We start from the raw sequence: 13,509 nt of genomic DNA, 5'->3' as shown, positions 1-13,509 counted from the left end.
GCAACAATCATCGCTTAGTTATGTGCTACACTTACTCATACGGAACCGCAGATCCGCAATAGTCGCAAGAAGCAGTAGATCGAGGAGGTACCTCGGTCTGAGCGCCGCATCCGGGGCAGCTGACCATCTTCGGAAGCAATGGCGCACTGGCAGCCACCTCTGCAGCAGCACGACTATGTACCGGTTCGTCATCCCCATCCTCATTCTCTTCTTCATCGTCTTCGTTATCTTCGTCTGAGGGGTTCATGTTCTCTGCTTGCTGCTGCATGTACAACGCATCTGCCTTCGCATCGATTCGAGAAGCCCGCCAGAGCATGAAGATACCAAGGATGAAGAAGAATAGCCCTACGCCATAGATTGTCGTTAATTGAGACTTAGGTACTGGCCACTCCGCCAATACAGTGAGATACTTCCACTCGATGCCGAACAATATGATATAGCCGATGAATCGAAGCAAGTCGCTCACTCTTAACGAATCGCGTGCCGGAATCAGATTCTGCTCCCGCATCCTCTTCCGTGTTTCCTTACGTTTCTTCAAATACTTGCCGCCGATGAACGACATGAGCCCTGGAATCCCAAATACAAATACAGAGAATCCCAGCTTCCCTACCGGATCATCAGCAGGAGTAACACGAGATAAGCTTACGAAAAAGCCAAAAATAAAAGCAACTTGCAAAAAGAGCAGCACTCTTCCTATTGTGCGTAATAAACCACCCATGGAATTCAGTTCACCTTTCTATCTATTTAATTATTGAGCATACATTCATGTTAAATCTGTCGTTGTCTACCCATCGTAACTATTCATTGCCACTGCTATTTCAGCGCTGCTAACTGCTCATTGCGCAGCTTCATCCCGTTAGACAACTGCCGGATCATATCGCGCAGCTCATCAGCGCTGTATACCGTGTTGCGATCACGCACCATAGATCGTACACCTTCCTCCAGGCGAGCGGCCTGATCCATGATCTGTCCTTCCTCCAGCACCATAGCTGGTACTGATATCGGATCGCTATATTTCACCTGTTCCTCCAGCTTGTTCATCTGGTCCAACAGCATATCGCGCTCCGAGTGCTCCCAACCTTCTAACTCCAATCGTGCTCCATGCAGACTAAGCTGAAGTCGCTTCTTAAACTGCATCCGATTTCTCTCATCCTGCTGCAAGCGGCCCACAGATAATCGCGTGAGGCCAATGAGGAGCGCCAAAATGAAAGCTAATGCAAAGGTGATGATGTGAATCCACATGTACAGCTTCTCGGATACATCCAGGACGAGCCAAAACAGCACAATATGTACAAGAACTGCAATATTGTAAATGAAGGCGATGGCTCCCATTGATAAATTCATAGGAACCTCATCCTTGTGCTTGGACAGATGGACGAGCATACTCATGCAGAATAGATAGCTGATCACCCCTGCCATCATGAGCGAGCCGAAGGACAGCCACCATGAGAAGCCGCGGGATTCGACATCGCTCAGGCCAAAGAATAATCCAACCGTTACCGTTCCTAGAATGAGAAATATCGCTGACGTAATCCACTTGAACCGTGATGCCCACTTCATGATATTCTCCCCCTATACCAGCTTATTGCCGCATTCCACGCAGAATTTTTGCCCCGGCTTAACCTCGCTGTTGCACCCGCTGCAAGTAAGCGTCGTCACCTCGCCGCAGTGCGGGCAGAACTTGGACTTGCTGGACACCGATTCGCCGCAATGATGGCATGGAACCGGCATCGCTTGTCCGCATTCGATACAAGCTCCTTGATCCGGTGGATTGTCTGCCCCGCATTCTGGGCATGGATTATACGGATCCCCGCAGTGTGGACAGAACTTGGTCGTACGCGGCATCTGCTCCCCACATGCCTGACATTTCACCTCAACCGGCTTATCCGTGCCGCCACTTTCAGCCAGCGATGTACCGCAACCTGTGCAGAAGGAGGCATCTCGCTGATTGCCACGATTGCACTTCGGACATACCTTGTCATGCGCATCAACTCGAAGCTCGCCTGCCATCTGCGTCATGACGCCGCCTACAGCACCGCCAACCCCGTACCCCATGCCAAGCCCAATACCTGCACCCATCAGATCTGACTTCACTCCACTATCATTCCTAGCGACCTCTCCAAGCGTATCGAATGTACGCTCTTGCTGATAGGTGAATCCGATAATATTCATTTCAGCCCGCTTCGCCAGCGCTTCCCGCAAACGCTGTGTGGCTGGATCATCCTCAGGCGTATTGACCGAGTCTACATAGAAATTAAGCAGACGAATGCCGTATTCCTCGAACACTGGTGCAACCAGTTCTTGAATATGCTTGGAAATATCCGATATGTAGGCATTGATCTCTAATATACTAATCTTGCGATGCACGAAGTAGGAAGAAATCAGCTGGTGAATATTCATCATAAGCACGCCGCGGAAATATTCGGTCAGCGTATCTTGATTGAATACAGGCAGTGTGCCTACAAGCTTGCCCAAGAACTTGCGTGCATCTTCGATCTGAATGCCGAACTGCCCGAAGGAACGCACCTTCACGAACAACTGATACTTAGGATCCTGCAACTGAAGCGGTGTACGCGTGCCCCATTTTACATTCAGAGAATGAACCTTATTGACATACCATACTTCCGCAGTGAACGGAGAGTCCCCTCCGAACGGTAAGTTAACAATATGATTCAATATCGGAATATTCGCCGTGCTAAGCGTATGCCTGCCCGCTGTGAAGCTATCGAGTGCTTGCCCGCCCTTGAACAAAATCGCTTCCTGAGACTCATTTACGATAAGCTGCGACCACGTTGCCAGCTCATGATTGGGAAACTTCCATGCAAATACATCAGGTGAACCATCATATTTAATTACATCAATAATCGCCATATTCTGCAGTACCTCCGACAATAATAGTATGGAGCCATACACATCGAAAGGGATCGTTTCTACTTCCCTATATCAACTGTTTGTATTAATATGAAGATATACACTACATTCACTACTTTACTACTACGAGGAAGCTTGCAAAACGTATCCATAATTAAGTCCGCATGCCTAATCTTTCTTCTATCTGCTCCCATTTCTATTATATAAGGCAGCTGCTTCAGACACCATCCTCATAATGGAAATCAAAAAAATAGCCCTTCCCTAGCCCGTGCTTCATTCGGCATCATAACGTTCATACTCGCTTTGCCTCGTGCATATACTTATTTTCGTGTTAAAACGTTTGTCTGGAAAATCAATAAAATTAATCTCCCTCGGTTTGACCCAGTATTTATGAACTACCACATTTCAAGCAACACGTAAAACGATGACCGCAAATTGTTAAAGCGATTCGCTTTAATCGCTTCTTCCTCCTTTTCATACCACATGTATTCTTAGGATGGGTAACGCCTTCTTCACACTTCACTAACTTCATCACATACAAGACTATGCTGTTTCTATTGGTTGTCTTAGATACCGCCTTAATTTGAGCATCTTAACCCTGCCCTGGCTTGTAATTTCGCATTCTGATCCACCTGGTTCCATCTATCATTCCAAGGAATTTGAATGCGATTACATAGATTTGTACACGAAAGGAGATGTTTGCTGTATTCCTCAGGTCTGGCGAACCTAACCCAATATGAAACGGAGTGTGATTAAGATTGAGAAAGGTCAAAAAAGTTAGTGCGATCTTGTTTTTTGTCTTCATCTTGGTATTCACAGCTGTACCATTGACTGCCTTCGCCGCTTCACCATGGGCACCGAATACGGCCTATAAAACAGGAGACCTCGTCACTTATGGAACGGATACCTACCAATGTGTACAAGGACATACCTCTCTTGTCGGATGGGAACCGCCAAACGTTCCTGCACTGTGGAGCAAACAATTAGCTCCTGCCGACACGGAGCCGCCGACTGCTCCAACGAATGTTACAGCCAGCAATATCACAACCGCATCCGTAACCCTAGGGTGGACGGCATCTACCGACAATGTCGGTGTTACAGGCTATGACGTCTATAATGGAACGACACTTGCAGGCTCGACTGCGACAACTTCCTTCACTGCTTCAGGATTAACACCAAATACCACTTATACCTTCACCATTAAAGCTAAAGACGCTGCCGGCAACATTTCCCCCGCCAGTTCGCCTATAAACGCAACGACTTTGGCAATTGTTCCGGATACCCAACCTCCGACAGTACCTGCTAATGTAACCGCCTCCAACGTGACCAGCAGCTCGGTTACATTGAACTGGACGGCTTCAACGGATAATGTGGGTGTCACAGGTTATGAGGTGTACAATGGCTCCATACTTGCCGGTTCTTCGACAACTACTTCCTATACCGTTACAGGCTTGAATGCCAGCACTGCCTATACGTTCACGGTCACTGCGAAAGATGCCGCCGGCAACGTATCCCCAGCCAGCTCACCTGTCAATGTCACGACAAGCGCTGTTATTATAGACACGGAGCCACCAACAGCGCCTGCCAACTTAACAGCATCTACCGTAACGACGAACTCCGTATCCTTAAGCTGGATCGCTTCGACAGACAACATTGGCGTCACCGGATACGATATTTATAATGGCACGACGCTGACAGGTTCTTCGACAACTACTTCCTACACTGTTACAGGCTTAACTGCCAACACTGCTTACACCTTTACTGTGAAAGCAAAAGATGCTGCGGGTAATGTGTCCGCCGCCAGTAATGCGCTCACCGTTACAACTCGTTCCCAACCATCAAGCCAATATGAGATTATCGGCTACTTCCCAAGCTGGGCTGCTTACGATACTCCGTCCTTCACGCCTGCCAAAATTGACCCGACAAAAGTAACGGTCATCAACTATGCATTCCTTGATATTTGCTGGAACGGCAAACATGGCAATCCCTCCAAGAGCCCCGATAATCCAAATCCAAACACATGGACCTGCCAAAACGGCGATGGCACTCCAAATAATGCGCCGAACGGTTCCATCGTAATTGGAGATTCATTTACAGACGGTACAGCTGATGGCGGATACAACCAATTGGTTACGATCAGACAGCTGAAGAACACCAACCCGAATCTGAAATTATTCGCCTCCGTCGGCGGATGGACGTGGTCCAACCAATTCTCCAACACGGCGAATGACCCTGTCACAAGAGGCAACTTCGCCACTTCCGCCGTCAATTTCTTGCGCCAATATCAATTCGATGGCATCGACATCGACTGGGAATATCCGAACAACATTGGCGTACCTTGCGCATCGGGTCAGACATGCCAACGTACGGCCGACAAAGCGAACTATGTCCTTCTTCTACAAACCCTTCGCCAAGCTCTTGATAAAGCCGGACAACAAGACGGCAAGCGCTACTACATTACGATCGCTTCCAGCGCGAACTCCAGCTTCCTTGCCGATGCAGGCGGCACCAACAACTGGTTGTCCAACGCTGCACAGTACTTGGACTGGATCAACATCATGACCTACGACTACTATGGCCCATGGGATGCGACAAGCGGCATCGGATCGCCATTGTATAACGACCCAGCCAACACAAACGGCAGCAGCCAATTCAACATCAATTCCACCGTAACCAACTATTTGAATAAAGGCATTCCTGCCAATAAAATAACCATAGGCGAACCATTCTATGGCTATGGCTGGAAAGGATGCAACGCGGGTCCAAATAACAACGGACTGTACCAAAGCTGCAGCGGTGAAGCCACTGGCGGTTCCAGCGGCTCGACGTATGACTTCGCCCACATGCAGAACACCGGCCTGCTGTCTGCTGATTCCACAGGTAAATATACGGTTGCTGGCCAAGGCTATACCCGCTACTGGAACAATGTGACGCAAACTCCATCCCTCTACAACCCATCTACAAAAGTCTTTATTTCGTATGATGACGAGCAGTCCATTCATTTGAAAAATGAATTCATCAAAACCAAAGGATTACGCGGCGCAATGTTCTGGGAGCTGAATGCAGACAGAAACCGTACCCTGCAATCCGTCGTTTCCAACGACTTGCCGCATTAATACGATCAAAGATGATAATTTAGCAATAAGGATAGAATAAGCAGCACACGCAATAAAAAAGGGCTTTCCCAAGAGTAGAATCTTCTACTTTCTTAGGAAAGCCCTCTTTATGTATTACTTGAGAGATGGATATGCCTGAACTGCTGCTGCACAAACGTAGGAGCCGATTTCTTTACAGCAGATTTAAGAGGTTGAATAGATATTCCTTCAACTATAAGGATTGCAGCTGCTTTGTCTTTTGTATATACATAAGCATCTTAAGGTTTACTTAAGAACCTAGTAAGAAAAAAGAGACTTTTAGGAACTAGAATATATTTATCTTAACAAACCAACTTATAAAATATTTCAGGAGGATTTTATGAAAAAGAAGATGGGCATCGCAATTGCTGCCTCTATTATCACTCTAACTAGTTTTACAGGAAGTACTTATGCAACTTCGAAAGCAGAAGTTTCTGTTACAGGTTCCTACAACACAAATCAAATGGCTCAACAGATAAAATGGTTAGAAGAGCATGCCATGCCATTAAAGACAACGGATCCAACAGCACCTATTCATGATTTGAGTCCGCTTAAGGATATGATCGGATCAGCTACAATTGTTGGTTTAGGCGAAGCGACCCATGGTGCTCATGAAGTTTTTACCATGAAGCATCGCATTGTTAATTATTTGACAGCTGAAATGGGCTTTAAGGCCTTAGTGTTAGAAGAGGGATGGGACAGAGCATTGGGACTCGATCGCTATGTTCTTACGGGTAAAGGGGACCCAAGCCAATATCTAAGTCCTGTATTTAACACGAAAGAAATCATAGATCTGCTTCAATGGATACGCCAATATAATGCTGATCCAAAGCATAAATCCAAAATACGGATCATCGGGATGGACATACAAACCGTAAACGAGAGTGTTTATAACAATATCCTAACGTATGTAAAGAAATACGATCCGAAACTTGTCACTCGTTTCGAACAAAAGATGAAAGGCCTTATTCCTGTAACCAAGGATTTAGATACCTTTGGCGATCTTAAGAAAGAAACGAAAGCTCGGTATGTTTCAGATGCGAAACAAATCAGCGCTTTATTAGAGCAAAATAAAAACAAACTGAATGGAAAATCCCCAGAGTTCGCATGGATCAAACAAAATGCCCGTATTATCGAGCTATTTACGACAATGACAGCCGCATATCCTGATAACCTGGAAGACTTTTATTTGAAACACGATATTGCCATGTATGAGAATGCGAAATGGACAGAAGAACATATAGGAAAAACAATCGTGTGGGGCCATAATGGGCACGTTTCGAAAACAAACATGATCCCTTTCGTATACCCTAAAGTAGCTGGGCAGCATTTAGCAGAACATTATGGAAAACGGTATGTATCCATTGGAACATCTGTCTATGAGGGACGTTACAATGTTTACAACAGTAACCAAGAATTCGGTCCCTATGGAACATTAAAATTAGATGACCCGAATAGTTACAACTATACCTTTGGACAAGTAAAATACGACCAGTTTTTTGTTGATTTACGTAAGGCAAGCGGAGTGACTAAAACTTGGCTAAACGAGCAACATACCATTTTTGCCGGAGTAACAACGGTAGGTCCAGATTTCCCAACGACTGTTGATGTACCATTAGGTAAAACATTTGATATCCTTGTTCAAATTCAGAAAGTGAGTCCATCTCAACTGATCAGGAAACGGTGAATTCCTGAGATTTATTTATTTGACGGATTGTCAAGCTAAGTACGTCAGTTCATTCATGAACGCTTCGTGAGCAGACATCCAGCCTAGACATCTACGTGGACGATTATTAATGAGAGAGATAGCCTCGTTACCAGGAGAATACGGATCTACAAAATAAACTTTAGATTTATGAGAGTTCTCAAGGTTGGCCTAGCAAGCAAACTCTTTCCCGCGATCTACGGTAGCGGTTGGAAAGGCGGCTTGAGGATACTGGCTGGCAACAACACCAAAGGCAACCTCCATCGAATAACGATCGGGCATTTTCAAGGCTAAGTAGTGCCGTATCTTACGCTCAATAAAAGTGGCTCACAAGCTTTGCTTTCACCACGGCTAGAGACAACGGTATCCAGCTCCCAGTGGCCGAAGGTTTCACGCTTGCGAACCTGAACCAGCTTCTCGGTCAGCTCATTTGCAAGTTTAGGCTTATCGTTGCCGACAGAAGCACTAGATGCTGCGGCAACGATAAGCCTGTTGAGCCGACCGGGGCTTCGTATACTGCTCTGAGGCTTCCGCGTTCGATTTCTCGTGCGATGAGGGAATGGTGTCTACCCAACTCACATGGGCATTTCTGTTTTCTAGCTGTCGCACTTCATATTATAATCCGTCATATTAAAAAGACTCATCCTCCTTATCGTTTAAGTGGGATGAGCCTTTGATTCGTTTATTTGTTACGTTTTTAGTGTTTGGTTTATTGGTATAGTCCGGTTTCATATTCTTCTACTAGTATTGACCAATATCCTTCAACATCTTGCATTGATATAGGGTCAATTTGTTCATACAACCTACGTAGTTCACGCGCATATTTTTGTGTACTATATTCACCTTCTTGTTCCATTTTCATATGCAATTCATTTTTTATTAAATGAAACAAAAAAAATGTTCTCAAGTTTTTATTTAGCAAATAAATTGGGGGGGCATGAAGGGATGAAGTAGAAAAAAATCCATCACAACCTTCTTTTACGTACAGTCCATGCGGGATGTACCCAAAATGACCGATTTTAATATATGTTATGCCTTCAATTAACGTTTTGTGAATAGTATCCTCTCCATAGAATACAATATCATCATATTCCTCTGGTACTCCAATAGAAACCATAAAGTCAGCATTGTCATGACTTATACCAAGTCTTATCAAGTCATCGTAATCATAGTCTAGCAATTCAGAATCATAATAATCGCAGATCTCACGAATATCAAAATCCATGCTCTCACTCCTATTTTTTTGACTGCTTGATCTAAGTCAGTTCCTCACTCTCTTGATGCCTTAATATCCATATTCCCTTGTAGGGATACAAACTTTACTTCACCCCACCCGTTCAGGCGGGTATTAAAAGATTGGCTTTTGTGGATGGTATATTGATTGTAGTCTATTTTTTGCTGCTCTATCGCTTTAACATTAGATGATTTAGAATCTTGATCTATTTCAACTCTTATTCCTGAAAATCGAATAATTATACCCGCATCATTATCACTTGTAATCAAAAATCCATTCTTATTCTCTAACATCTCTACATTCATTTCCATATGCGGTTGGTTTTCTACAGCTAGTATATTACCTTCAATATTCAGATCCCAAAAATCGGTAGGTATCACTTTATTATCAAAACCTTGTGTCTTCTCGATCCATTTCTGATTATCTAATTGCCATAATGAAACAAATGCAGGCTGAGGAGAATACAAAGAAAGGTAGCCTCCCAATAAAAGCTCTATCTCATCTCCATAAGTATGAAGCACAAAATCTGTAACCTTCCCTGCATCTTCATTCAAAATTAATTGAGCACGTACAAGTCCCTTATCATCCCACCACTGAATAATTGTAAATTTATCTTCCAGTGTACCCTTGAGATAAAGAGGCGCTTGAAAATTAACAACTCTGATATTAAACTTGTTTTCTTTAAGTACTACCATTTTAGTTGACGAATAAACTGCCTCATCAAATAGGTTACTAATTTCATCATCCGTCATTTCTATACTGTCCTTTGTGTTCATTAAAGCAACTAACCCCGTTGTAAACTGATCCAGATTACTTTGCCTAATATCCTCATTTAAATCTTCATTTTTGCTGTTACTTAGTTTACTTTTCAATTGTCTCAGCTCATTTTGAAAAGATTCACTTGAGGTCAAATCGTTATTACGAGATGAAGCTATATCCGCTGTTCCTTGGAAGTTAGGGCTTCCATTTAGTGTAATACACAACAGTAACAATAGAAAAAAATGTGCGATTCTCATTCTTTTCATATCCCCATTTTCATTTTAAATGTTTATTTGTCAGACCGAAGTCACGTTCAAGATAGCTTTTTGGATAGCATCATCTTCACATTCAAAAGTCACTGAGTGATTTTCGATGACTGGCTGCAGAATGTGTTTTGATCCCTATCTACAAATCTTATATTATTCGGGCAAAGTATACATCACATCAAAAGGATTCTTACCTTCAAAAAACCGAGTATACAATTTTGTCATATCTGCTGCACTTAGGTTGTTCTTGTCACTGCGTATTAAACGCCCTAGTTCTACTAATATATTTGCTTCTTTTTGACTGACAATTTTTCTATCTAACATATATTTTGTGCTTTCTGGTGTTACCCACGCCCAATCATTTACCGCTACTTCAGTAGACGGATATCCAAATGACAATTCACCGATATATGCATACTTTGAACACAAAGGATGAACAATTAACAAAAATGTTAGGATTACCCCGGAGCGGTAACTTAGCCTCTGGAGCGTTTTAACTTCATTAGCGAATGGCTCCAAGTGACTAGGTAAATCTCCCCAATCACGATTACCCATTAACACTAAGATTTCAATTGCTAGTTCTTTATCTAGAGATTCCGCCAATTTCGTAAAAATTTCATTCATAGTAACGCCAGTAACTGTAAATGAATCAAAACATCTTACTGCTTCCGAAAGAAACACTTCCCCTAACGACACCAATCTTATATACTCGTCTAACAGTTTAGTATCGTTGCTAACATAATGCGGAGACTCGATAATAGTTTCAATTATTTGAGCCTTTGTACTGTTAGCCTCAACCAAGGGGATCATGCTACTAAGAAAAGCAATACTATCGCCTTCTAATGCATTTATAGCAGAGCTATTTTTCAATAAATTTAGCGTTGCTAACAAAGTACTATCGTAATCTTCTTCTAAACAAAAGTCATATATTGTTGAGATGATTTTTTTGTCCATATGTCTCCTCCAAGTACTATTTCATTTCTAATTAATGATTCTGAATCACTTTCCATTCGATACCACCATTTTTCTCTCTATAAAGAAGCCTCATTATATTCGATGCTTCTGGCTTTTTAACATCTAACGGAAATTTCCCATCAAGATAAGCTCTTGGATTTCAATATCAGCATGCTTAATTCCCGACAACTGCTCAGGGAAGGATCACCCGTTACCCTAAGTTGTAATCTTAAACAGGGGAATAAAGAAGGCGGTTTTCATAAAATTACAAATATCCCCACGGCTTAACACCGCTACCCCCGATTAGTCTTTCCCATGCTTCTGTTGCATTGTCACCTAATTTACCAGTACTACAGTACACTTTTCCACTTTCTGAAACAAATAGTAGTAAGTTATCACTGTCTATCATCCCTACAGGGACTAATTTTTCTCCAGCGTATTCTTCTAGTGATTTGAAACTTCTATTTTTATAATAATTAGTGATTCGTATACTTGTGTTATGAATTTCATCATTAATAGTGTCTTCGATCACTAGGTTTCCAAACTCCCTCAAAAAACTCTTGACTTCTGGGAAAATGGTGTATCCTATTTTTTCCAAATTCTCTTCGATTTCTTTAATATCAATCCTTCTTCCCTCATACCATCCAGCATCTCTTAAAATTTTTACGGTTTCATTACTCAAATTCATTTGTTCTCCCCCTACTTCATCGAAGTCATAAAATCAGCAAACGTTACTTTGCAATTTTTACAAAAAGGTTTAACCAACACTCTCCATTATTAACATATTAAAAAGACTCATCCTCCTTATCGTTCAAGTGAAATGAGCCTTTGAAATTTTTCAAGTTTTTTGTACTGGTTGAATGATTGTTTTAATCGTCGCTAAGTAGTTCACTCAACATTGAAAAATGTAACAATAGTTTACTCGGCACAACCATTATCTAGTGCATCCAAAATTTCATCACTAATATCTAGTGGTTCCTGTTCATCCCAAGCAACATCTGCAATTATAATAGAACTACCATTTATATATATATATCCTTCCCTTCTATAGAAAAAGCCACCTCTTTCATATAGCTTTATTGCTGGTTCAAACAAATCCTTGTTATCCATAGCAATTGGATTTGTTTCATCAATAAGAGCGCATAATTCAAGATAACTCGTAACGAGAGCTCTATGGTAAGAATTATTTATTTCATTCAGCATTTCAATCATTTCGATGTTTTCTTGTGGCTCAGTGATCGAATTTGAAATCATAATAAAAGGAGGTACACAAGTACCTGGATAATCTCTTAAAAATTTGGTTGCTCTTCTTAAGTACTCTCGACACAAATAACTTTGTGACATAGCTTCCTTTTCTCCAAGAGAGCCCCAATCTATTACGGAAATACGTTTAATCGCCTGGTTTAAATATCCCACATTCAGTCCCCTTTTCCTTTTTCTAGTTGTTTTTCTATCTTACCTTGTTCTTTAAGATTATAGCTAAACGCCCCATCAAACTCACCTTTAGGTTGAGGATCCGCTGCGTCGTGTGCTCCTGGAGGTTTAGAACCAAAGGAATTCGAGTCAGGATTGTATGCACTAGGATTTTATATGGATATCCTTGCTTCATTAGTTTAATTTCTGTAAGCTCATGTTTAATCATTTGTAGTTTCCCCATCTCCTCCTTAATAGAATCAACATTTTTTCCTGCGAAGTTTGACGGGTTGTTTTTTACCAGTTCATCAATATGGTCATTTGTTAACATCTTTCTATAATATTCAACATATTCATTGGTATTATTAAGTTTTACATTCTTAATACTTGGGTTACTTTGGTATATTCCACTTCCTCCAAATCCAACTCTAGTAGGAGCGGTAGCATCAACCGCAGCGCTAGTTACTGATGGAGGAATAATGTCCGATCCATACATACTACCATCTTTTATTGAAGAGGTATAATCATCTAATACTTTGGACGCTCTATTTTTAGCATGTTCTACCTCTTTAGGAGTTGGCTTCCTACCTTCACGCAATGCCTCTCTTTTCTTGTGCTCCTGAGCTTTATATTGCTCTTTCGTGGTTGTTCGCTCGCCCGGCTTCGGTTTGTATCCTTTTGTCTCTAGTCCTTTACGTATAGGGTTTGCGGCCAACGGGTTCCCTGTTACTACTCTTTGCTTCATGGATTGCTTCAGATTAGCTATAATCTGGTTAGGCTTCAGTTTGCTCGTATACTGGCGCGCTGCTGTGAAGACTTTTCCAAGCACTGGACTCAGCATTCCGCCTAAAGCGCCGAACGCCCCTCCAAATGCCCCTCCCCACAAGGAGGCTTCTAACAGTTCTTCTCCACTCGACTTATTTTGAATCAAGGATAGCGAGGTGCTATGCAGCGAACCCGCTACTGCGCCATTTAATGTGTACTGCGTGACTCTCTGGGCAGCACCGGCATATTTGGGATTTAGGACCTTTTCCAATGACTTGGACATCGTATTTTGTACAATTTGTCCACCTTTGGTGGCAGCCAAAGAAGTCGCCATCTTATTCGTTGTTGTGAACAAGTTCTGTGTACTCGTGCCCACTCCTCCCGGATTCACGACCAATCCTGCTGCGC

At 42.5% G+C, this 13,509-nt stretch carries 10 protein-coding genes and 2 pseudogenes; 2 read left to right on the top strand and 10 right to left on the bottom strand.

Translation table 11 applies throughout. The features are described from left to right. Positions 1–31: 31 nt before the first annotated feature. From BP95_RS0108985 to BP95_RS0108975, 3 genes are all read right to left on the bottom strand, one after another. Positions 32–718, bottom strand: coding sequence for a TFIIB-type zinc ribbon-containing protein (locus tag BP95_RS0108985; protein WP_028531957.1), 687 nt, complete (start codon positions 716–718; stop codon positions 32–34). A 95-nt stretch (positions 719–813) separates the two neighbouring features. Further along, positions 814–1,560 (bottom strand): hypothetical protein, encoded by a 747-nt coding sequence (locus BP95_RS0108980; protein ID WP_028531956.1) that lies wholly within the window; start codon positions 1,558–1,560, stop codon positions 814–816. Positions 1,561–1,572: 12 nt separating this feature from the next. Continuing rightward, positions 1,573–2,871, bottom strand: a complete 1,299-nt coding sequence (locus BP95_RS0108975) for an SPFH domain-containing protein (protein WP_028531955.1) — start codon at positions 2,869–2,871, stop codon at positions 1,573–1,575. Positions 2,872–3,629: 758 nt separating this feature from the next. On the opposite strand from BP95_RS0108975, the gene BP95_RS29955 reads away from it, so the two are divergent. Next, entirely contained in the window at positions 3,630–5,987 is a 2,358-nt protein-coding gene (locus BP95_RS29955; RefSeq protein WP_028531954.1) for a glycosyl hydrolase family 18 protein, read from the top strand. Positions 5,988–6,345: 358 nt separating this feature from the next. After that, the gene (locus tag BP95_RS0108965; RefSeq protein ID WP_028531953.1) at positions 6,346–7,692 is read left to right on the top strand and encodes an erythromycin esterase family protein; all 1,347 of its coding nucleotides are present in this window, start codon (positions 6,346–6,348) and stop codon (positions 7,690–7,692) included. Between the two features lie 30 nt (positions 7,693–7,722). Here the strand turns inward: BP95_RS0108965 and BP95_RS34495 are convergent. The 7 genes and pseudogenes from BP95_RS34495 to BP95_RS34490 form a co-directional block, all read right to left on the bottom strand. Further along, positions 7,723–8,135 (bottom strand): annotated as a pseudogene (locus BP95_RS34495) (IS30 family transposase); the annotation flags it as partial. A gap of 284 nt (positions 8,136–8,419) precedes the next feature. Further along, positions 8,420–8,935 carry an SUKH-4 family immunity protein gene (locus BP95_RS0108955; RefSeq protein WP_028531952.1) on the bottom strand — a complete coding sequence of 172 codons (516 nt, stop codon included), beginning with the start codon at positions 8,933–8,935 and terminating at the stop codon, positions 8,420–8,422. Between the two features lie 44 nt (positions 8,936–8,979). Then, positions 8,980–9,960, bottom strand: coding sequence for a hypothetical protein (locus BP95_RS29950; protein WP_028531951.1), 981 nt, complete (start codon positions 9,958–9,960; stop codon positions 8,980–8,982). 162 nt (positions 9,961–10,122) lie between these two features. Next, positions 10,123–10,923 carry a hypothetical protein gene (locus BP95_RS0108945; protein ID WP_028531950.1) on the bottom strand — a complete coding sequence of 267 codons (801 nt, stop codon included), beginning with the start codon at positions 10,921–10,923 and terminating at the stop codon, positions 10,123–10,125. A 265-nt stretch (positions 10,924–11,188) separates the two neighbouring features. Next, positions 11,189–11,611, bottom strand: coding sequence for an SUKH-3 domain-containing protein (locus tag BP95_RS0108940; protein ID WP_028531949.1), 423 nt, complete (start codon positions 11,609–11,611; stop codon positions 11,189–11,191). Between the two features lie 230 nt (positions 11,612–11,841). Further along, entirely contained in the window at positions 11,842–12,339 is a 498-nt protein-coding gene (locus tag BP95_RS0108935) for a hypothetical protein (RefSeq protein ID WP_028531948.1), read from the bottom strand. 34 nt (positions 12,340–12,373) lie between these two features. Then, positions 12,374–13,509, bottom strand: a pseudogene (locus BP95_RS34490) (hypothetical protein); the annotation flags it as partial.

The organism is Paenibacillus sp. UNC217MF, from assembly GCF_000686865.1.
Classification (GTDB): Bacteria; Bacillota; Bacilli; order Paenibacillales; family Paenibacillaceae; genus Paenibacillus_B; species Paenibacillus_B suaedae.
This window is presented reverse-complemented; position numbering and strand designations above follow the sequence as displayed.